Below are 21,754 nucleotides of genomic sequence, written 5' to 3'. Positions count from 1 at the left end.
TTTACAATGGCCCTAATATTATTCTTATCGATATTTTACCTGTCACAAACTTATCAAATAAAACATGATATTAAGAAACAAGCATCTCAGGTTGTAACGCGTGTGGCACTTGATATCAATACATTACCGATTGCGGACCCTTTTTTCAGTTATTCGGGAAATACCTCTGTTGTTGAATCGTATATAGGTAAAATAAATGCGGTACTTGTAAGACAAGATGCACGCATACAGTTACAAAAAGTAAGTATTGAGCATGTTGACAGTACTGATAATATCATGGTGAAAAAGTTGGTTGATGCTCATCGCGATGTGTATGTATCGTTCGCTATTGATGATGCGCATGTGAAATCTGCGTATATTGTGCCTTTTATTCTCGCTTTGTTAAATACTGCATTCTATGGTTGGGTAAATATCAGCGTTGCAAGAACACGTGCGAGTAGGCCACAGCATAAAGATAAAACAGAGTTGCCAAAAAAGTTGGTTGTCGATTTATATTCTAAAACTATTATGCTTAATAGCCGTAAGCAAGATGCGGTGAAATTAGCGAATAAGCCATTATGCTTCTACTTGGCACTGGTTGAGTACTGTGAGTCACACCCTGATGTGGTATTAAACCAAAATAAAGATGTGCCTGACGAATTAATCGATATCGCAGACAAATATTTTCACCGGCTGATTGCTTTGGGGCATACCATACGAAAGAGACCTAATTTCTCTTCTAGTTTAGAAAAGACGTTAAGTGAAATTAGAGCGGCCTTAGACGATGTCATGGCAGAGCATATTGAGCTAAAAGCAAAGTACTACCCACCAAAAGCACACGGTGAAGGGTCACGTTCAAAAATTCACAGCTATGGGTTAATAAATGTGGCGCTAACTGACATTGAATTAATTGGAAAGTAGGCTGGATTGGGAACACCAAGACTAAAAGGTGTGACAGCAGCATAGCTTTTATATACTGCCATCATAAGGAGTCGTATTTTATAGTAACTCAGCGATTATTGGCGAGTTCTTTTCTAAGTAGTCTTTTAGTGCTTGTGCGTCAGTTGTGCTACTCGACTCAAAACCCTCTTTTTTACTTAATAAAGGGTACCCATCACCACCGGCTGCATTGTAGCTATTTATACTCATGGTGTAAGTGTGATCTTGTTTCAGCTGCTTACCATTCACTTTTACATTACTGAGTATACCTTTGCTTAGTTCAAAACTTATGCCATGATATTGCAAATAAGAGCCTGAATCAGCTGGGAATCGGGTTACGATATTTAAGTATTCATATAATTCAGCCCCAGTAAAAGTCACCTTGGTGATGCGGTTTTTAAAAGGGTGTACTTTAAGTACATCTTTATAGGTAATATTACCCGCTTTTATACTGTGCCTAATACCTCCACCACTTATTAGCCCAAAGTCGGCGCCTACAGCTGCCATTTGTGCTTTTATGATAAGGTTGGCTAAATTACTTTGTTTAAACCTGACGGTATCACGTCTTCCATCTAAAAATGTATCAACCGATCCTACGCTATCAGCTAATTGTTGTTCACCTATGTTTTGATATGGCTTTAGAAATGCATAGAGTGCAGGGTCTGGTTCTATATGCTGCTGAATATAGTGACCTTCTGAATCTTTGAGGTTGACGGGGATCAGCTCATAGCTAAGTAGCGTTTTTTCACCGCCTGCTATTTTGAACTGTGCTTTACCAACATACTTACCCCATTCGTGAGCTTGCATGATCCATGTACCATTTTGTTGATCAGGTTTACATGCTTTTCCCGCTGTAAATTCATTATCAGCTTCACCAGTTTGCGTAACACAAATCGGTTCTTGCGAGTGGCCTCCAATGATCATATCAAGCGTACCTGGTTTTAATGAACGTGCTAATGTGACGTCTCCAGGTGCATTAATGCCATAGGCCGCATCGTGATAGTGGCCCATATGAGTCACGGCTATCATGACATCAATGCTGTGTTTGGCGCGGATTTCATCGGTCACTTTTTCTGTTATTGAAGCGGGTTCAACAAAATCTAAATGGCCAATGTATAGTGGATTAGCAATTTTTGCGGTATCAGTCGTTGTTAGCCCAACAATTCCAATATTTAGCCCATTTCGGTTAAGCACGGTATAGGGTTGATATGCATGAGAACCATCTTTTTTGTGGACAATATTGGCCGACAGCAGCGGGAAGTTAGACCATTTAATTTGTTTATCGAGTACACTTAATGGGTTATCAAATTCATGATTGCCGATAGCCATCGCATCATACCCTATTAGGCTCATACCTTTAAAATCGGGTTCTGCTTTTTGAAGATCTGACTCAGGGATCCCTGTGTTAATGTCTCCGCCAGATAATAATAATACGGTATGGCCATTTTTTGCTGCGTCACGCCTTAATTTATCTATTAAGGTTTTGCGCGCAGCCATGCCATATTCACCATTTTCGTTGTGCCAGAAACGACCGTGATTATCGTTTGTATGTAATATAGTAAGGTATTGAACCTCTTGTTCTAAGGCTTTTTCAGAGATGGTTGGCGATATGTTGCATGCTGATAGAAGCAAACAACTAGCTAACAAAGTTATGCGCATAATATAATTTAGTCGAATAAAATAGTTATGCTCTAGTTTAAACTAAAAGCTCTAAGAAGAAACGTCTGATCAGAGATTTTTTGAGTCTCGAAAAGTATTTTCTACAGCAATAATACGCCGTTCTAGCTCATTTTTAGCAAAATGTGATTTGTTATGATTGGTTTCTATCATCCAGTTTAAAAATGTAGCGGGTAGCGCAGTATATGGTTCACCTTGATGCAAACCAAAATCGCATATTTCCTTATCGTTATTCATCCTATTAAGCCCCTTTCAGTTTTTATTGACGCGGTTATCCTATCAAATATAACGAATAGAAAAAGAACAATGCGTTACTAAATGATGATTTTTTATATTATTATGTTATAAAAGTGTGACCATCAATGTGATCCATTGAATAATTAGTAATGCACAACCGACCAAAAACACACAAAAGCGGGCAACGATAAAATTACCGTTCAGGTGTACATAGCTATGCACTATTCTAGAAACTACGAATAATACACTGACGACAGCAAAGAACAACGATGTGTTATTAAGGGAAATTGCGAGTAAACAGGCTACGAAAAACAAGTTAGGCATTTCAAATTGGTTGCTAAAATTTCTACCGGCAACAACAACACTTTCAGGTGCGTTGTCTAAATCCATGGTTTTAAAAGCATGACTCGGTATTGCTTTAGTTTTGTGTGCTGTAAATCGGCGGCGTCCCATAATGAACATCACCACAATAGTGAGTAGTACTTGTAAAAACATAGCCAGTATGACCAAAAATAACGCAGGGTGATGCATATTAAATCGCCTTTTTACACACAGTTACAATCAAAGTACATTTGTGATTGCAAATTGGCAAGTAAATAAAGAATATGGGGTATAAGAACCTATTTATGGATAAAATATGAGACGATTATTTACAGTAAGTGCGCTATCACTTTTGGTTATGACTGGCTGTGGGACAACTTCTCCAAGGCTTAATAGTCCATCTTCGGCGTTGGTTGCTGAGTCTTTGGTCGTGAGTCCTAACGATGATAGACAGTATCAAACAATGCGCCTTGAAAATGGCATCGACGTATTATTAATCTCAGATCCTAAAGTTGAAAAGTCAGCAGCTGCGTTGAGTGTTGGTGTTGGATTACTCCATGATCCGATGACACAACAGGGGATGGCACACTATTTAGAACATATGTTATTTCTTGGCACTGAACGTTACCCTGACTCTAAAGGTTATACGAACTTCATGACCAACAATGGTGGTACACATAATGCCTACACTTGGCTCGACATAACCAACTATATGTTCAAGGTCAATAACGATGCCTATGATGAAGGGTTGGACCGATTCTCTGATTTTTTTAAAGCGCCTAAGCTATACCCAGAATATACAGACAAAGAAAAAAACGCCGTAAACGCAGAGTGGTCTATGCGTCGTGAAATGGACTTCTTTGGTCAGTTTAAACTCGCAAGAAGCATGTATGGGGATCATCCAGCAAACCGCTTCCTAATTGGTAACCTAGAGACTCTAGGTGACAAAAAAAACAGTAGTTTACATGAAGAAACCGTGGCTTTTTATGAGCGTTATTATTCATCAAATATCATGAAGGTGGCGATGATCTCAAATGAGTCGACTGCTGATATGGCCAAAAAGGCGAAAAAGTATTTTTCTACCATAAAGAATAAGCACATTGATAAGCCTGAAGTTTCGAAATCTATCGAGTTTAGCAAAGTCGGCAAGAAGCTCATCCATTATGTTCCTAATGAAGATGTGAAGCAGCTTAAGATTGATTTTACTATTGACAATAACAGTGGTGATTTTGCCGTAAAACCTAATTACTTTGTGACTTACTTACTAAGTAATGAAATGGCAGGCGGGCCAGCACAGGTAATGAAAGATAAAGGGTGGATATCGAGTTTAACGGCTTACGCCAGTCCTAGTATGTATGGCAATTATGGCTCACTAACGATTGATATCAATGTAACTGATTCTGGTATGGACCATCGTAGCGACATTATATCTGCTGTTATGCAGTATATTGAGTTAATAAAAAAAGAAGGAGTGAACGACAAATACTTCGATGAAATCAGTACATCATTAAGTAATGAGTTTCAATTTCTTGAAAAAGGAGATGAATTTAGCTACGTCAGTAGCGTTGCTGATAGCATGCAAAAAGTTCCATTAAATCATGTGCTTAATTCGGATTTTTACTATGCAAAATTTGATGCAACCGCAGTAAATAATGTGCTTAAACAGCTAACTCCTGAGCGACTTAGGGTTTGGTATATCAGCCAGCAAGAACCGTCGGACAGTGATTTACATTTCTATGATGGTAAATATAAGATTTCAGCAATAACTGATGACGACATTGCTCAATGGTATCAACCGTCAGATTTAAACTTGGAATTGCCAACAGTAAATCGTTTATTACCACAAAACTTTGATATTAAAACCACCTCCGAGCAAGCACGTAATGGCGTATCTGAGGTTTATAAAGATGAAAGAGTGACTGTATGGCATGCAGCTAGCGAGCGCTTCGCACATCAGCCAAAAGGCTCAGTGGATATTTTCATTAATACTGCTGAACCGCTAAGTAATGTAAAGCATGCCATTGCGATGCAACTGTGGGCTGACTTGTTTTCATTGCAACAAAGTCGGCTGATCACCGAGGCAAGTGTGGCTGGTATGTCAGTGGGTTTGGCGCCAGGCAATGGCTTGATCTTATCTGTGTCAGGATTTACGGATAAACAACCTGTTTTGATAAGTCATGCGCTTAAAAATATTGAAATTTCAGTAAATAAAACCATGTTTGCGCAGGCTGTCGATAGGTACCGCCGGGGCTTAATGAATGCGCAAAAGCAGTTCCCATTTCGTCAGGCTTTTGGCCAATACTCTGACATGATTCGCTCAGGGGGCTTCAACCTTTCACAAAAGCTAAAAGCACTAGATGAAATTACCGTTATGGATTTTATCCAGTTGCAAAGAAAAACATTAACTGAAAATAATATTCGGGTATTTAGCTATGGGAATTATAGCCAAGAGGAAGTTGAAGCAATTTCGACTGAGATTAACCTCGCGTTACCTGAACCGAAAAAAGTAACCAGCTACACTCGTTCACAATATGTGTTGCCTAAGCAAGGACAAACACTTGTTTGGCAAGAAGACATAACGGTTGCTGATGTCGCAATTGTTGATATGCATGTTCACCCAGTCCCTGGATATCCACAAAAAGCACAAGGGTTAGTCTTGCAATCACACTTTAGACAACACGCCTTCGAAGTACTTCGTACAGAGGAGCAGCTAGCTTATGCTGTGGGCGCAACGGCACAAAGTATCGATGATTATTCGGCAATGGGTTTGTATATTCAGACTCCAGTGAATGGTGTTGAGAAAATGCAGCAGCGCTTTGAGGCATTTAAAATCGAATATGGACAGATTTTGACTCAGCTGAGTGAAAAAACGTTTACTGATTTAAAAACGGCTCTATTGGTTTCATTAAAAGAGGAACCAAAGAATCTAGCTGAAGAGTTTAACCCGTTAATCAACGACTGGTACAGAGAGCGCTACGACTATGATTCAAAGGATAAGTTGATCAAAGCGGTTGAGCAGGTATCTTTAGAAGACGTTAAGGCATATTACAAGAACACAATGTTAAACCCAGACGCTGCGAGAATTAATGTTCAAATGCGTGGTGAAAAGTTTGCTGATCAGCCTTTTGCAACATTGCCCAATCAAACCGTTGTCAAATCACTTAGTGTCTTGTATGAGCAAGTTGATATGCAATAACTTTCAACTGTATGGGCAGCGAGTATTCAATACTTGCTGCTCTGGTTTTTAATTTATTGCTCGCGAGTGGCACATAGGTATTTATCGTATTGTAAGAGAGTCAGGTTTATTTAAGTCAATCATCAACTCATGGCACGCCAAGCATAAACGTTTCACGTAACAACAAAGCAATATCAAATAATGTAGGAAAGGAAAGCTAAAAGCTTATTACAGCGCAGCGCGTACTTTTTCTAGTTCTGCTTTTAGTTCCATATTGACTTGGATCCAACTGTTTTCGAGGGCATTGACAAGCGCAGGGTAGCCATCTGCTTGTAATGGCTGAGAAGCCACAAAGTGTTGTGTTTTTAATAATCTCTTTTGATCATTGCGATAGTAAAAAATATACCAATTGCCCGAAATTATCCCACCATGTTTTTCATGTCCTGCAAAGTCACTCACATGAATTTCGACTTCAAAATATGGAAACTGCAAGGCGCCAGCCCGTGCGTCAATCACTTGCCATTTATTAAGCGCTTGGGACAAAAGATGCTGTGCGGATTTATACAACATATGTTTTGGGTGTTCTGACCAGTAATTAAAGTTAGCAATTGATACGCTATGGTTACTATGTATTTGGGCAATGGCCTGTTGATCAGATAAGCCAATGATCTTTATGGGCTTAAGCAATACAGTATTATCGGGTGCTAAGCTATTGCTCACTGTGGTGCTGGTATTAAACTGGTAGTACTCGATACCATTATTTGAATTACCTGTGCACCCAACAACAAAAAGTACACTGAAGAACGCGGGGATCAAGCCTTTCATTATTTTTTCCTTGGCTCTGGATCTTCAGGGCTTTGCTTGTTAAAAATAAGCATACTGGGTTGTTCTGTTAAGCCTTTTGATATTGGTTTTAGTGTATTAGAGAGGCTTTCTAATTCTTCTAATGTGTCTGTCAATTGTTCAACCATGCCAGAGCCTTGCTGGTAATTGGTTAACGTTTTCTCAAACTGTTTTAAGCTAGAGGTTAATTGGCTTAGAGTTGAGTTAATATTACCAAGACTGCTTTTTGTATCACCAGCAATATCGTTTTTGTTAAATTCGCTGATCAGTTTATTCATTTCCATTGCAAGTAACCTATATTCCTGTAATGTTCCGTCAAATGTTGTCATTGTTTTTGACAGAGGTAAATCGTTTAATTTATTAAGTAAATCTGTAACTTGTTCAGATAAAGCGGTAAATCCACTCGATACACTCGGCAATACGGGATAAACAGAAGATTGCACAAGTTGAGCTGGTGGCGCTTTAGTGTAAAAATCTAGTTCTATATATACCGCACCTGTGACTATGTTACCACTTTTTAATGATGCTCGTAGCCCATTACTAATCCATTTTTCTATATTAGTCTGCCAATATGTCTTGGCTAACTCGCTTTGTTCATAAATTCGACCATATTCAATTTTTATTAAAACTGGAACTGACGTGGTGTCTTGCTGAAAATAAAGCGGCTGGCCATCGCGCTCAATTTGAGCGGGGGCTTGTTCAACTGTTCCAATACGCATCCCCCTATATTCAACTGGCGCACCAATCCTGAGCCCTCTTATGGATTGCTCAAACTCTATCAAAAAGAAATCAGCATTATCAAACCGTTTTTCTAAAGCGGCAGAGAAGCTCTCGTGCAGTTTATATTGGTTAAGTGCTGGAGCTTGCTCTGCTGCGAGACTGTTGGGGGGGTAATCGACGGAAATACCGCCTTTTATAAGCTTTGATAAACTGCCCGTAGAGATATCTATTCCCTCTGTCGAGAGGCTAATATTTACTCCTGCACTGACCCAAAAAATTGCATTGGTGGTGATTAATTTATCATAAGGTGCAAATATGAAAATGCCATACTCCATCGTCAGCCCATCGATATTGAATTTAGCTGATTCAATTTTTCCAATCTTATAGTTTCTGAAGTAGATACCAGAGCCAACATCGAGTACTTCAGCCTGATTTGCAGTAAGGCTAAACCGCTTACCCATTACATCGGGGCTAATTAGGGCGGGTTCGTCTTGTAATGTAAATAAAGTAGAGCGAGTTTCACTTTGACCTGGCTCTAATTCTAAATAAACACCCGATAATAATGTATTCATACCTGAGATCCCTGATTCATCAATTCGAGGTTTTACTATCCAAAGCTTAGCGTCCTCGGTTAATAAATCATCGTAATGTGTGTCAATCTGAACTCGAGCGATAACGGCATTTTGTTCTAGCTGTAACCTCAATGAGTCGACAGCGCCTACTTTTACATTGCGCACTTTTACTTCGGTTTTTCCTGCGACAATACCCTCGGCATTTTGCATTTTTACAAAAATAGTGTGGCCTTTGTTTATTTGGTGTTGGTAAAGCATCCAAGCAGTAATGATGAGCGCAATAACAGGCACTAGCCAGATCGCTGAAAATTTTGGTTTAGTTGCAATATTAGCGTGTTCATTCATATGCGTGGTATTTATCCCATAGGATTCGAGGGTCAAAACTGTGTACGGCGATCATTTGGCATAACACCATGGTAGTAAAGAAGACTATTCCAATCATTGGCTCAACAGTCAAGACATTTCCTAACTGAACTAATGACACGAGTACAATGACAACAAATACGTCGATCATGGACCATTTACCAATTATCTCAAGCAGCCTATATAACTGACTGGCCTTTTTAGGGGAATGGCACTTGCTTGTTTGTGCGATTAAGTAAAAAAGTAATATGGCTTTGACTATTGGAATGCAGATACTGGCAAGAAAAATCAAGCTCGCAATCGGGTATGAACCAGACTTCCACATAATAACAATCCCAGAAAAAATCGTCGCGGGTGTATGTTGACCTAAATTTATCGTGTCCATTATAGGAAGGAGGTTGGCTGGTATTAATAGTATCAGTGCTGTAAGCATCCAGATAGTTGCACGCTCCATAGAGTTAGGTTTTCTAAAATAGGTTTTTGCTTCGCACCGTGGGCAAGTATCTTCGTGAGATAATTGGTTACAAATATGACAGCGGCGTAGTTTGTTTAACATTGCGGATTGACCGCATAAATGTTCAACAGGTTCAAATTGACATTGTTGACGCTCCCAAAGTTCACTTTCATCTACCAATGTCAGAAGTTCAATAAAGCAAATAACAAAAAGAACATAAGCCCAAAAGCCATATCCCAGAGTCAGATCAGCCAGCGACATTAACTTAAATGCGCTTACGAGCACTGCAACCAAAAATATATCAGCCAAATTAAGAGGGGTAATGTAGCTAAAGCTCTTTGTCAGCTTTCGTGCAATACTTAACCTGAGTTTTGGCCAAAGTTTACTATGAGAAATTAACGTTAATAGGCATACATACACAGGCATCAATAAGATGGTAAACAAAAAGAGACCTGCGAGTACGGCATTGTATTTTTCACTGAGTAATATACAGGCTTGCCAAAGACTAATTTGCTGGGTTAGTCCATGTTGACTAAAAGAAATGAAACTAGGATAGAGACTGGTAAATAAAAATAATAAAGAAGTGATGGCAAATGCCATATTCCATTGTGATAGATTTTGTCGACATGTAATTAAATGCGCGCCACAATTTGGACATGTTGCTTTTTGCTGAGTACTTAACTGTTCAACTTGAACTAATCTATCACATTGTTTGCACGCTATTATCACGATAAAGCCAATCACACCCACACTATATCTCTAGTGTGATACATCGTGTGTATGAGTGCAATTTGTTTTGGTGATTGTTTTTGTTATGCCAATTAGCCAAAAAGCGAATGGTTATCACATATCAAAGATGGCGACTGTTTGCCTGCTAATTGCTAACAGCGTGCCATCTGGTGCATAGATTTTTGCATCTTCTAGACCATAGCCATTAGCGGCATGGTGTGTTTGTGCATCTAAGCCAAACCATGCATCGTTATCGAGATTAACCTCTTGCACAAACTCAATATACCAAGACATACTACTAGCAGGAGAAGGTGAGTTGGCCATTTGTAATAAAGTCGGAGGCCAAGCATCAGCTAATGCAAGTAGATGTAATTCGTTTAGGTTATCAGATGGGGCTTTTTTAAAACGCATCCAGCCACCTAGATTTGAGTTATTCGAACCACTAAATGGCATGTCACCGGTTTGCAAATTTAGGTCAACATGTTGAAAGAATGCTGGCATGACATTCTCCTGATAGGGCAGCACGTGTGTGCTGCTAGCTGGGCGCAAATTATGCTGATGAGTTACAGGCACATTGACCTTTGACACACGTTCTTTTGCAAAGCAGGCTTGCGCAATCAGGCAAACTTTTGCGTCTTGTTTAATTGTGCACAACATTTGAGTTGCGTTTTTGCCACTACGGAGTATTTGCGTCTCTAAAATAAACGGTTGTTCGGCGAACAGAGGCCCGACAAAATTAGTACTCATTGACAGCAACCGACGTTCATCTGTTAGCTGGTGTTTCATGTTTTGCAGCATAATTGCTGCAGAAAGCCCGCCAAAAGCCGTACGGCCTTGACACCAATTTTGTGGAAATGTTAACTCGCAAGGGCTTGCTTTTAATAGCGGATTAGTAATTATTTCATCGAAGGTCATTGTTGGATCCTATATAATTCGTTTTTTTGTAATGATGGGTAGCATATCTGGTCATACCTGTTTAATAAACCGCTATTGTTGATGTTTTTTTGCCTAAAAAAGACGTTTATAGAAAAAATTTCAAAAAAAGTGCATTTTTTTTTGTTTTTACGGTTGAATTAGATTTTACCGCCCCTATTTACAAGTCATCTAAACAGAACAACGAATTTTGAAGTCGGAGAAGATTCATGGGTAAAATTATTGGAATCGATTTAGGTACTACTAACTCTTGTGTAGCAGTACTTGATGGTGAAAAAGCACGCGTTATCGAAAACGCAGAGGGCGATCGTACAACCCCTTCTATTATTGCATTTACTGCAGAGGGTGAAACGCTTGTAGGTCAACCTGCTAAGCGCCAAGCGGTTACAAACCCACAAAATACATTATTTGCAATCAAACGTTTGATCGGTCGTCGTTTTGAAGACGAAGAAGTACAACGTGACATCGATATCATGCCATTTAAGATTGCGAAAGCAGATAACGGTGACGCGTGGGTAGAAGTACGTGGCGAAAAACGTGCTGCACCACAGGTTTCAGCTGAAGTACTTAAAAAAATGAAGAAAACAGCTGAAGATTTTCTTGGTGAAGAAGTAACAGAAGCCGTAATCACTGTACCTGCGTACTTTAATGATTCACAGCGTCAAGCGACAAAAGATGCGGGCCGTATTGCTGGTCTAGAAGTTAAGCGTATCATTAACGAACCAACAGCTGCTGCTCTTGCATACGGTATGGACAAAAAGCAAGGCGATAACGTTATTGCTGTATACGACTTAGGTGGTGGTACATTCGATATTTCAATCATTGAGATTGATGAAGTAGATGGCGAGCACACATTCGAAGTTCTTGCAACGAATGGTGACACGCACCTTGGTGGTGAAGATTTCGATAATCGCGTAATAAACTACCTAGTAGATGAGTTTAAGAAAGATCAAGGTATCGACCTTAAAACTGATCCTCTAGCGATGCAACGTGTTAAAGAAGCGGCAGAAAAAGCGAAGATCGAATTGTCTTCAGCACAGCATACAGAAGTTAACCTTCCTTATGTAACGGCTGATGCAACGGGTCCTAAGCATATGAATGTGAAGCTTACTCGTGCCAAGCTTGAGTCTTTAGTTGAAGACTTAGTAACTCAATCAATCGAGCCGCTTAAGCGTGCACTAGCTGATGCTGACCTAACAGTAAGTGATGTGAATGACATCATCCTTGTTGGTGGTCAAACACGTATGCCACTAGTACAAACTACAGTGACAGAGTTTTTCGGTAAAGAGCCGCGTAAAGATGTAAACCCTGATGAAGCAGTAGCAGTTGGTGCTGCGGTTCAAGGTGGTGTACTAGCTGGTGATGTTAAGGACGTACTATTACTAGACGTTTCACCATTGTCTCTAGGTATCGAGACTATGGGTCAGGTTATGACTGCTCTAATTGAGAAGAACACAACGATTCCTACTAAGAAATCGCAAACATTCTCAACGGCTGAAGACAATCAGTCAGCGGTAACTATCCACGTATTACAAGGTGAGCGTAAACGTTCAAGCGATAACAAGTCTCTTGGTCAGTTCAACCTTGAAGGTATTCGCCCTGCACAACGAGGTGCACCGCAAATCGAAGTTACTTTCGATGTAGATGCTGATGGTATCTTACATGTATCTGCTAAAGATAAAGATACAGGTAAAGAGCAAAAGATCACAATCCAAGCTTCTTCTGGTCTAAATGATGAAGAAATTGAAAAAATGGTACGTGATGCAGAAGCAAATGCTGAAGAAGATAAAAAGTTTGAAGAATTAGTTGCATCACGCAACCAAGCTGATGCGATGCTACACGGCACGCGTAAGCAAGTTGAAGAAGCCGGTGAGGAACTTCCAGCAGCAGATAAAGAAGCAATTGAAGCGGCTTTAACTGAGCTTGAAACTGCAATCAAAGGTGATAGCAAAGAAGATATCGATGCTAAAGTACAAGCACTTGCAGAAAAATCACAAAAGCTAATGGAAATTGCACAAGCTAAGGCACAAGCACAGCAAGCGGGTCCTGAAGCTGGTGAGCAACAGCAGGGTGCTGGCTCTTCGAAGCAAGACGACGATGTTGTTGATGCCGAGTTTGAAGAAGTTAAAGACAACAAGTAATTGTTGACTTGTAAGGGCGCGCTGGCGAATTTCGCTTGTCGCGCCCTTAGTGTATGTAAATTTTGGTAATGTGGGCTCAACTACAGATTACCATCTTGGCAGATACTTTGTTTGCCAACCAATTAGAGTAGTGTGATAACTATGTCAAAAAGTGATTATTACGACGTACTAGGTGTGAGTAAAGACGCCAGTGAACGTGACATAAAAAAAGCATATAAACGCTTAGCAATGAAATATCACCCAGACCGTACAGCAGGTGATACTGCACTCGAAGCTAAATTCAAAGAAGTAAAAGAAGCTTACGAAGTACTGACTGATAGTCAAAAGCGTCAAATGTATGATCAATATGGCCATGCTGCATTTGATCAAAATGGCGGTGGCGGCCATGGTGGTGGTCAAGGTGATTTCGGCGATATTTTCGGTGATGTGTTTGGTGATATTTTTGGTGGTGGCGGTGGCCGTCGTCAATCTCGCCAGCAGCGTGGTGCCGATTTACGTTACAACATGGACCTTTCTTTAGAAGAAGCGGTGCGTGGCAAAGAAGTTGAAATTAAAGTACCTACATGGGTTGCTTGTAAACCATGTGATGGCAGTGGTGCTAAGCCAGGCTCTAAACCTAAAACATGTTCAACATGTCACGGTGCTGGCCAGGTGCAAATGCGTCAGGGCTTTTTTGCTGTGCAGCAAACTTGTCCAACCTGTAATGGAACTGGCCAGACAATTTCAGATCCTTGTAATAAGTGCCATGGTCAAGGTCGCGTAGAAAAAACGAAAACCCTGTCTGTGAAAATCCCAGCGGGTGTTGACACTGGTGACCGTATACGCTTATCAGGTGAAGGTGAAGCTGGCATGCATGGTGCACCTGCGGGTGATTTGTATGTACAAGTGTCAGTAAGAGAACACCCGATATTTGTTCGTGACGGTAACAACCTTTACTGTGAAGTACCAATTAGCTTTACAACGGCAGCAGTGGGTGGCGAGATTGAAGTACCGACATTAGACGGTCGTGCTAACCTGAAGATCCCTTCTGAAAGTCAAACTGGTAAAATGTTCCGTATGCGCGCGAAAGGTGTTAAGTCTGTACGCAGTGGTGCAGTTGGTGATTTGATCTGCAAAGTTGTTATTGAAACACCGGTTAACCTGAATGAACACCAACGCGAGCTTTTAAAACAGCTAGAAGATAGCATGGGCTCTGAAGGCAACAAAAACCGCCCGAAAGCACAAGGCTTCTTCGACGGTGTGAAAAAATTCTTTGATGACTTAACTAAATAAATTTGATGGCTAAAGTCATGAATTAAAGCGGTGCCTAGTGCACCGTTTTTTACATGTTCAGTTTAATAATACAAGATAGTCTTGTTTGCTATCGCATTTACAGCCAATCAATCGACGTCGCTCACCAAACATTAGTTTTCCAGATTTACACCCTAATACCTCACATTTACTGCTACAAGCTAAACTTGTTGTCCATAAAGCATACTCGGTCACCATAAAATTGATCGCAGAGAAAGCGATAATGATGAAGAATAAAACTCTAACGTTACGATTGAGCATATTGTCCAACCTTCAAAAAAGGTGCATTTATAGACTTTAGTCTAATGTCTGAATTAATCTAGTCGTGAATATTAAGACGTATATTGCACTAAGGATAGGTTATGACACCAGCCATAAAATCCTTGTCAAAACACCAGATACTTTTTGAAGTGTTGTAATTTAAGCAGATTGAAACCTCGGTAAACTTTGCCAATGATGCGGCTTAGCAACTCTGTTTAAAGCCTGAGACAGTATTTAAAACGATAGTAATGAATGTTGATGGTGTTTTGCATATAGCGATACTGCTTTCGACCAATAAAATCGACTTAAAAGCATATGCAATGGCTTGTAAGGGTAAAAGAGCTGATCTTGCTGATGCGCAGCTAGCGCAAAGTAGTACTGGCTATGTGATTGATGGGAACAGCCTCTTTGCGCAGAAGAAGCATGAAGGTTTTTGTTTGGCATCCACTAATCGATAAGCTACTTAATTTTATGATTTAGCTTATCGTAAGTATTTTATACTCGCAACGAGTGACGATTTCAGGTGGAGATAATAACCGCAAGATCGTGTTAACGACGGCAACAACGTGAGATATCAGAGTTGGTTCACCATAGATAATGGGTGACACTATTTACTAGGAGTCTGTTATGTCACTCATTCTATATGTTTTATTGGTTTGTATCTGGGGATTGTCTTGGATTGCGATTAAATGGCAGCACGGCATTGTGGCTTTGGAAGTGTCGATACTTTATCGGTTTTGTATTGCTGCTGTGATCATGCTAGTTGCAGGCAAGTTATTGAAGTTATTACAATCTACGTCTTATCAAAATCATATTTGGTTTGCACTACAAGGTGCTAGTCTATTTTGCTTCAACTTCATCGCATTTTATGCCGCTACTGCTTATATACCAAGTGGGTTAGTTGCTTTACTTATGGCAACTACGCCACTTTTTAATAGTATTCACAGTCGACTATTCTTTGGCGAATCTATCACGCTGAATTTCTTTTTCGGTATGTTTTTTGGGTTGGCTGGCATCGGTTTTTTATTTGTGAACGAGCTATCTGCTTTGCAATTGTCACTCGCTACATTTTACGGTGTGTTTTACTCATTGGTTGGTACATGGTGCTTTTCAATCGGAAACATGTTGAGCGTTAAAAATACAAACAAAGGGATCCTCCCTTTCACTGCAACCAGCTATGCAATGGCATATGGATGTGCATGCCTACTAATTGTCATATTTTTAAAAGAATTAAGTTTCAATTTTGAGTTCACCATGTTGTATATCAGCAGTTTATTGTATTTGGCTGTCCCTGCTTCAGTACTCGGTTTTACTGCATTTTTAGTATTAGTTAATCGTATTGGTGCGAGTAATGCAGCCTATATTTTAGTTTGCACCCCGGTCATTGCTTTGGCTATGTAGAGCATATTTGAAGGATATGTTTGGAGCTTAAATGCGAATATGGGACTGGTACTGATCTGTTTAGGCAATGTGGTTTCACGTCTGTGCACTGATATTGTTAGTTGGCGTCATAATTGGCTTAAATGGCGAGAGGTAAATTTGAAAAAGCGCTAGATGATTTATCGGTTTATTTGCTTAGAATACACTATTCAAGGCCTATTTATCGCTGCGTACTGTTAATTCACTAAATTAAGCTAAATAACATAAATTTAATATTTAAAACTTAATAGCTTGATTTTATGTATATTATGCTGCTTTTTTTCGATTTTATAGCAGCAAAGCCGTTAAAAACTTAATTGAGTATTTGATCTAATCTAATTTTTATGCCGTAATGTAGTTATATGTAGCTGGTCGGATGAGTTGATTATGAGCTTAAGAACACAATTAAAAAAAGTATTACCAAGTATTTCAGTCACTGAACAAGAAGCCTTAGATGCAGGGGATGTTTGGTTAGAAGGGTCAATTTATCAGGGTAAACCCGATTTTGACGCACTGAGAGCTGTGCCCGAAGCAAAGCTTTCAAGTGAAGAGCAGGCCTTTTTAGACGGCCCAGTAAAAGAGTTAATGGCAATGGTTGACGATTCTGTCATTCAGAATAGCAAACATTTACCAGACCATATTTTGGACTTCTTAAAGAAAGAGCGTTTCTTTTCATTGATTATACCAAAAGAATTTGGTGGTTTAGAATTTAGCCCCTATGCCAATTCAACGATTGTAGGGACAATTGCGACAAAGTCTTCAGCTGTTGCCGTAACGGTTATGGTGCCGAATTCACTCGGCCCAGGTGAGTTATTGCTTCATTACGGGACAAAAGAGCAGCAAGCGCATTACTTACCGAGACTTGCTAACGGTAGAGAGATCCCATGCTTCGCGTTAACAAGTCCAGAAGCGGGTTCTGATGCTGGGGGTATTCCTGACCGAGGTATTGTCACTAAAGGCATGTTTGAAGGCAAAGAAGTGGTTGGTATGGAAGTAACGTGGGACAAACGCTACATTACGCTTGCGCCTATTGCGACTGTACTTGGTCTGGCATTTAAAGTGGAAGATCCACAAGGGATACTCGGTGGTAAAGAACATTTAGGTATTACATGTGCCCTTATCCCTAAATCGCACCCTGGTGTAGAATTAGGCAACCGCCATGATCCAATGGGTATCCGCTTTTACAATGGTACAACTCGAGGTGATAAAGTATTCATTCCTATGGAGTTTATTATTGGTGGCCAACAGAATATTGGCCGAGGCTGGCAAATGCTCGTAAGTTGCTTAGGGGCGGGGCGCGGAATATCGCTACCGGCATTGGGTGTATCAACCAGTCAGGCTGCATTCAAATCGGCATCAGAATACGCAGCGGTGCGAGAACAGTTTGGCCTATCAATCGGTCAGTTTGAAGGTATTCAAGAAAAGCTTGCGGATATCGCAGGTAAAACCTATCTGCAAGAGTCAATGCGCGTATTGACGACCGAAGGGCTTGGGATGGGTTTGAAACCGTCAGTGGTTACAGCAATCGCTAAGTATCATATGACGGAAGTTGGCCGTGATGTTCTCGATTCTGCAATGGACATTCAGGCAGGCAAAGCGATACAAAATGGACCTCAGAATACGTTGGCGAGTGGTTATGTTGCACAACCTATTGCCATTACGGTAGAAGGTGCGAATATATTGACGCGTAATCTGATGATATTTGGTCAAGGTGTTATGCGTTGTCACCCGTATTTGCAGTCGATGGTTGAATCTATTCATAGTGAAGATAAATCTGCCGATAAAACGTTCAATAAAATCTTAGTAAAGACGGTGGGTTACAGTGTTGCTAATAGTTTCCGTGCATTTGGTTTGGGTTTATTACCCTTCAGCGCAGGCAGTAAATCAGCGTTACCAGAAGTACAAAAATATGAAAAAGCTGTACATCAACTGTCGGCAAAACTGGCTGTTTATGCAGACTTCTCATTGTTGGTATTGGGCGGAAAGCTAAAACAGGCAGAAATGTTATCGGCGAGACTGGGCGATGTGATGAGCCACTTATATGGCGCAATGGCATCAATCAAGTACTATGAGCAAAAAGTAGCGATTAGCGATAGACAATCAGCAGCCCCTTATTTTCATTACGCAACGCGTTGGTCACTACAAAAAGCAGAAGAGGCGCTTCACAAATTTTTAGATAACTTCCCAGCATCTGGTACGCGTAAATTAATGCGTACAATTACGCTGCAATTCCGTCATAAGATGCCAGCTATTTCAGATGATATGGTCCGAGAATTAGCGAAGGTTGCACAGCAAGATACCGCCTTTAAAGTGCAGCTAACCCATTTAGTAAAACCAAGTCCGGGTGACGGACACGATATAAACGAGCAAGCATTTAAAGCAAAACTTGCTTGCTTAGATTTATTGGCAAAGGTTAAAAAAGCATTGCGTAAAAAAGAAATTAAAGCCGGTGTGCGTTTTTCTCAAACGCTAGACAATGCACTTGCAGCTAACCTAATCAATGCGACAGAGTATGCACAGCTAATTGATTATAATAAAAAGCGCGAAAAAGCGATTCGGGTAGATGAATTCGATTTTGATATGAATTTGCTAGATGATAATGCGCAGCCCGTTGATAAAGTCGCCAAAGTGCGGCAAGCAAGCTAGTCAACAATGCCTAAGTGCCGCTATACATGGCACTTAATGATTAAAAACCTCGATAGTTGATATCGAGGTTTTTTTTATTAAAAAATGATTGTTTGAATAGTCAATGCAGAGCTTTTAAAGCTTTATTATTTTGCTAGAAACCATAAGGTTGGGGAAATAAATAGTGGGGGGAATCTAGGAAGGTCGTGATTAGGTTTAAATTGCATGCTAGGGTAGCAACAATAATAGGAACAATTTGACTATGTTAGTAGAAAGCCTCAATACAAAATTTGATAGCGTTACATTTAATGACGAACCATGTGCACTTTGGAGCGGGTGTGGTGAAGTTATAAAAGCAGACATTGATAACCAGCACGCTGTTATTAAGTTTTCATCTGTGCCCGATACTCTCGAACATCCTAATATTAGGCAAAGTTTGTTTGCAAAAGCGCGAAAAGCCAAGTCTTATTGTGTAGAAAGGCATTTCTACCAACTATATGCACCACGTTTACCCTATTGCACGGCAACACCGGAATTGTTATGGGCTGATGAGTGTGGCTCAGAGAATATATTGGTCTTTAAAGATTTTACAACTCAAGGGTTTCATGCTGTTGAAGGTGTAGATCTTGAAGCGGTAGGCAATATAGTTGCTTGGCTGGCAAGATTTCACGCGACGTTTTTATGGTGTGATATTGAGCCAGAACCAGAACACACAAAACTTTGGGAGCAAGGGGGTTATTGGCACTTAGCAACTCGTCCTGACGAATATGAAAAAATGCCCAAAGGGGATATTAAACGTTATGCGGTTGATCTCGATAATAGGTTGGTGAGTCAAAAATACAGGACCTTGATCCATGGCGATGCGAAACAGGCTAATTTTGCTATTAAGCAGAATGCCGTGATGGGTTATGATTTTCAGTATGTTGGCAAGGGGGTTGGGCTTCAAGATATTATGCTGTTATTTACCAGTGTATTTAGCTCGGAGCAACAGCATGTTTATGAGGAACCGTTGTTAGCACTATACTTTAGTGAATTACATTCAGCCCTTAAAACTAGATATGATATTGATATAAAAAGAGAAATTGAATCTCAGTGGCGAGGCGCATGGCCCATCATTTGGTCGGACTTCTATCGATTTTTACTTGGTTGGAAACCGAACCATTTAAAGATAAATAATTATATGAAGCGTCAGGTAAACGTGGTTATGTCTGAATTACTATGACAGCGCTTAAATATTAGATATGAATTATAAGGATAAAGGCACCGGATATAATCTGGTGCCTTTGATGTTTAAAAACTAGGTTTAGTTACAGTTTGCACCGCGAGTCCACACGTTTGAGAATACGTCTGGCTGAGCACCTCTTGACCACCAAGATGCTTGGTACTCTCTGTTGTTGTAAGATACTTTGTCGCCTACACGGTAGTATGTTGATGCATTCCAAGCTTCTAACCCTTGACAACCGCCACCGGTTGAACCATCAGTCACAGTAACGGTTGCTGTTTTAGATGATGTTTTTTGGCCAGCACCAGTTGCTGTTAGAGTAACTTGATAGCTACCAGCTGCTGCATATGTATGACTAGGAGATGCCGCTGAGCTACTTGAACCATCACCAAAGCTCCAACTATAGCTTTGTGCGTTACGTGATGTGTTGCTGAAGCTAACATTTAGACCAGACGCACTGCTTGTGAAGTTTGCAACTGGCGTTAAGACTGGGTCATCAGAACAGCCATTTTGCGCAATATAGTCATATGCAGCTTTTGCTTGAACAATACCGTAACCATATGATGTATCTTTACCCGCAGCGCCTTTGTCTTTAGCTGTGATATTAAGAATGTTACGGATCTGCTTATTACTACACTGTGGATAGTGGCTCCAAACTAATGCAGCTACACCTGAAACATGAGGTGTTGCCATTGATGTACCACTGATGCTTTTATACCCGTTATTGTTCCAAGTAGAGTTTACGCCCACACCTGGTCCTGCAATTTCGACTTGGCTGTTGTATTGAGAGAACGATGCCTTTCTTTCTCCACTATCGACAGCCGCAACAGATACAACCTCATCGTATGAAGCTGGGTAACTTAAACTGCTATTACCACCATTACCCGCTGCTGCAATATGTAAAACACCGCGATTGTAGCTTGCTTGGAAAGCATTTCTTTCAGCGGTTGAGCTGCCACTGCCACCTAAACTCATGCTAGTAACATTTGCGCCCGCAGCTTCACATTGCTCAATGGCTTTAATTAAGTCAGAACCATATGCCCAACGGCCTTGGTCATTGAAGACTTTAACAATATGAAGTCCAAGTTGACCTGATGGATTTACACCAACAACACCTTGACCATTGCCACCAACAGCAGCGATTGTACCTGCTACATGAGTTCCATGACCGTTACCGTCGTTATACCAGTTACCTGTGTTGTTACTGCCGTAGCCGTCATTACCAGTAATACCAGTGCTTGGTAAATCAGGGTGGTTAAGTGTGTAACCAGTATCCATGATACATACTTTACGGTTGCCACTCATATTATCAGCAAGTTGGTTAGCTTGAACCATACCAATACCATATGGCGTAGATTCCGCCATTAGGTAACGCTTTGGATCTACTTCAACATGAGCAACATCATCGCTTTCAGCAAGTAATGTCATTTGCTCTGGGGTTACTTCTGTTACAAAACTATTCACGCTTGGTAACGTTGAAATAGGCGCCGAATTCATTGACGTAGCAAAATTCGTTAAAGTTTGTTGTTTGAAAGACGTCATTTCAGCATCAGACATTTTCACGGGTAGTGAAGCATTCACTGAGTGAGACTTTAGAGTGACGATAACACGTTGTGTATCTTGTGCGTGTGTTGCTAAAGATGCACAAATACATGCTGATAGCGCTGTCATTTTTAAGCTTGTTGAAACCATATTTTTCATTGTTATTACCTTAGTTACATGTTGTTAACGGCTGTAAATAAAACAGGTAATTCGAGTGGTGTCAATTTTGTGTGTTTTATACAACAATGTTTTTATGGAAATAAAAGCCAAAAAAGAGACAATTATTGGCTTTTAAATGAGCTGGTTGGTGTT

16 protein-coding genes are annotated in these 21,754 nt (G+C 40.3%); 8 read left to right on the top strand and 8 right to left on the bottom strand.

Annotation, left to right across the window (positions count from 1 at the left end):
* Positions 1-6 precede the first annotated feature (6 nt).
* Entirely contained in the window at positions 7-900 is an 894-nt protein-coding gene (locus CWC18_RS12230) for a hypothetical protein (protein ID WP_249348179.1), read from the top strand.
* Positions 901-978: 78 nt separating this feature from the next.
* Here CWC18_RS12230 and ushA read toward each other — a convergent pair whose 3' ends face one another.
* From ushA to CWC18_RS12215, 3 genes are all read right to left on the bottom strand, one after another.
* Positions 979-2,577: a bifunctional UDP-sugar hydrolase/5'-nucleotidase UshA gene (ushA, locus tag CWC18_RS12225; protein WP_138590326.1), complete on the bottom strand. Its 1,599-nt coding sequence runs from the start codon at positions 2,575-2,577 to the stop codon at positions 979-981.
* 69 nt (positions 2,578-2,646) lie between these two features.
* Positions 2,647-2,832 (bottom strand): hypothetical protein, encoded by a 186-nt coding sequence (locus tag CWC18_RS12220; protein WP_138590328.1) that lies wholly within the window; start codon positions 2,830-2,832, stop codon positions 2,647-2,649.
* A gap of 105 nt (positions 2,833-2,937) precedes the next feature.
* Positions 2,938-3,363 (bottom strand): MAPEG family protein, encoded by a 426-nt coding sequence (locus CWC18_RS12215; RefSeq protein ID WP_138590330.1) that lies wholly within the window; start codon positions 3,361-3,363, stop codon positions 2,938-2,940.
* A 106-nt stretch (positions 3,364-3,469) separates the two neighbouring features.
* On the opposite strand from CWC18_RS12215, the gene CWC18_RS12210 reads away from it, so the two are divergent.
* Positions 3,470-6,349: an insulinase family protein gene (locus CWC18_RS12210; RefSeq protein ID WP_138590332.1), complete on the top strand. Its 2,880-nt coding sequence runs from the start codon at positions 3,470-3,472 to the stop codon at positions 6,347-6,349.
* A 207-nt stretch (positions 6,350-6,556) separates the two neighbouring features.
* On the opposite strand, the gene CWC18_RS12205 is transcribed toward CWC18_RS12210, so the two are convergent.
* The 4 genes from CWC18_RS12205 to CWC18_RS12190 form a co-directional block, all read right to left on the bottom strand.
* A complete protein-coding gene (locus CWC18_RS12205) occupies positions 6,557-7,153 on the bottom strand; it encodes a PqiC family protein (protein ID WP_138675352.1) in 597 nt (198 codons plus the stop codon).
* The gene (gene pqiB, locus CWC18_RS12200) at positions 7,153-8,808 is read right to left on the bottom strand and encodes an intermembrane transport protein PqiB (RefSeq protein WP_138590335.1); all 1,656 of its coding nucleotides are present in this window, start codon (positions 8,806-8,808) and stop codon (positions 7,153-7,155) included. The genes CWC18_RS12205 and pqiB overlap by 1 nt, the downstream gene beginning before the upstream one ends.
* A complete protein-coding gene (locus tag CWC18_RS12195; RefSeq protein WP_249348177.1) occupies positions 8,801-10,024 on the bottom strand; it encodes a paraquat-inducible protein A in 1,224 nt (407 codons plus the stop codon). Before CWC18_RS12195 ends, pqiB begins: the two co-directional genes overlap by 8 nt.
* A gap of 99 nt (positions 10,025-10,123) precedes the next feature.
* Positions 10,124-10,924, bottom strand: coding sequence for an acyl-CoA thioesterase (locus tag CWC18_RS12190; protein WP_138675351.1), 801 nt, complete (start codon positions 10,922-10,924; stop codon positions 10,124-10,126).
* A 227-nt stretch (positions 10,925-11,151) separates the two neighbouring features.
* On the opposite strand from CWC18_RS12190, the gene dnaK reads away from it, so the two are divergent.
* From dnaK to CWC18_RS12160, 6 genes are all read left to right on the top strand, one after another.
* Entirely contained in the window at positions 11,152-13,083 is a 1,932-nt protein-coding gene (dnaK, locus tag CWC18_RS12185; RefSeq protein ID WP_138675350.1) for a molecular chaperone DnaK, read from the top strand.
* Positions 13,084-13,224: 141 nt separating this feature from the next.
* A complete protein-coding gene (gene dnaJ, locus CWC18_RS12180; RefSeq protein ID WP_138675349.1) occupies positions 13,225-14,355 on the top strand; it encodes a molecular chaperone DnaJ in 1,131 nt (376 codons plus the stop codon).
* A 527-nt stretch (positions 14,356-14,882) separates the two neighbouring features.
* The gene (locus CWC18_RS12175; protein WP_138675348.1) at positions 14,883-15,092 is read left to right on the top strand and encodes a hypothetical protein; all 210 of its coding nucleotides are present in this window, start codon (positions 14,883-14,885) and stop codon (positions 15,090-15,092) included.
* A gap of 169 nt (positions 15,093-15,261) precedes the next feature.
* Positions 15,262-16,035 carry a DMT family transporter gene (locus CWC18_RS12170; protein ID WP_349304803.1) on the top strand — a complete coding sequence of 258 codons (774 nt, stop codon included), beginning with the start codon at positions 15,262-15,264 and terminating at the stop codon, positions 16,033-16,035.
* A gap of 405 nt (positions 16,036-16,440) precedes the next feature.
* On the top strand, positions 16,441-18,699 hold the full coding sequence (locus CWC18_RS12165; protein ID WP_138675347.1) for an acyl-CoA dehydrogenase: 2,259 nt from the start codon (positions 16,441-16,443) through the stop codon (positions 18,697-18,699).
* 241 nt (positions 18,700-18,940) lie between these two features.
* Positions 18,941-19,900, top strand: a complete 960-nt coding sequence (locus tag CWC18_RS12160) for a phosphotransferase (protein WP_138675346.1) — start codon at positions 18,941-18,943, stop codon at positions 19,898-19,900.
* An 81-nt stretch (positions 19,901-19,981) separates the two neighbouring features.
* Here the strand turns inward: CWC18_RS12160 and CWC18_RS12155 are convergent, their stop codons facing one another.
* Positions 19,982-21,601 (bottom strand): S8 family serine peptidase, encoded by a 1,620-nt coding sequence (locus tag CWC18_RS12155; RefSeq protein ID WP_138675345.1) that lies wholly within the window; start codon positions 21,599-21,601, stop codon positions 19,982-19,984.
* Positions 21,602-21,754: the final 153 nt, after the last annotated feature.

Source organism: Pseudoalteromonas aurantia, from assembly GCF_005886875.1.
Lineage (GTDB): Bacteria > Pseudomonadota > Gammaproteobacteria > Enterobacterales > Alteromonadaceae > Pseudoalteromonas > Pseudoalteromonas aurantia_A.
Note: the sequence above shows the minus strand (reverse complement) of the source record. Positions and strands in the feature narration are given on the sequence as shown.

What these genes read in the sequence shown, in the direction of transcription:
- CWC18_RS12230 (WP_249348179.1), top strand. Translation starts at nt 7, where the DNA reads ATGGCCCTAATATTATTCTTATCGATATTTTACCTGTCACAAACTTAT.
- ushA (WP_138590326.1), bottom strand. Translation starts at nt 2,577, where the DNA reads ATGCGCATAACTTTGTTAGCTAGTTGTTTGCTTCTATCAGCATGCAAC.
- CWC18_RS12220 (WP_138590328.1), bottom strand. Translation starts at nt 2,832, where the DNA reads ATGAATAACGATAAGGAAATATGCGATTTTGGTTTGCATCAAGGTGAA.
- CWC18_RS12215 (WP_138590330.1), bottom strand. Translation starts at nt 3,363, where the DNA reads ATGCATCACCCTGCGTTATTTTTGGTCATACTGGCTATGTTTTTACAA.
- CWC18_RS12210 (WP_138590332.1), top strand. Translation starts at nt 3,470, where the DNA reads ATGAGACGATTATTTACAGTAAGTGCGCTATCACTTTTGGTTATGACT.
- CWC18_RS12205 (WP_138675352.1), bottom strand. Translation starts at nt 7,153, where the DNA reads ATGAAAGGCTTGATCCCCGCGTTCTTCAGTGTACTTTTTGTTGTTGGG.
- pqiB (WP_138590335.1), bottom strand. Translation starts at nt 8,808, where the DNA reads ATGAATGAACACGCTAATATTGCAACTAAACCAAAATTTTCAGCGATC.
- CWC18_RS12190 (WP_138675351.1), bottom strand. Translation starts at nt 10,924, where the DNA reads ATGACCTTCGATGAAATAATTACTAATCCGCTATTAAAAGCAAGCCCT.
- dnaK (WP_138675350.1), top strand. Translation starts at nt 11,152, where the DNA reads ATGGGTAAAATTATTGGAATCGATTTAGGTACTACTAACTCTTGTGTA.
- dnaJ (WP_138675349.1), top strand. Translation starts at nt 13,225, where the DNA reads ATGTCAAAAAGTGATTATTACGACGTACTAGGTGTGAGTAAAGACGCC.
- CWC18_RS12175 (WP_138675348.1), top strand. Translation starts at nt 14,883, where the DNA reads ATGAATGTTGATGGTGTTTTGCATATAGCGATACTGCTTTCGACCAAT.
- CWC18_RS12170 (WP_349304803.1), top strand. Translation starts at nt 15,262, where the DNA reads ATGTCACTCATTCTATATGTTTTATTGGTTTGTATCTGGGGATTGTCT.
- CWC18_RS12165 (WP_138675347.1), top strand. Translation starts at nt 16,441, where the DNA reads ATGAGCTTAAGAACACAATTAAAAAAAGTATTACCAAGTATTTCAGTC.
- CWC18_RS12160 (WP_138675346.1), top strand. Translation starts at nt 18,941, where the DNA reads ATGTTAGTAGAAAGCCTCAATACAAAATTTGATAGCGTTACATTTAAT.
- CWC18_RS12155 (WP_138675345.1), bottom strand. Translation starts at nt 21,601, where the DNA reads ATGAAAAATATGGTTTCAACAAGCTTAAAAATGACAGCGCTATCAGCA.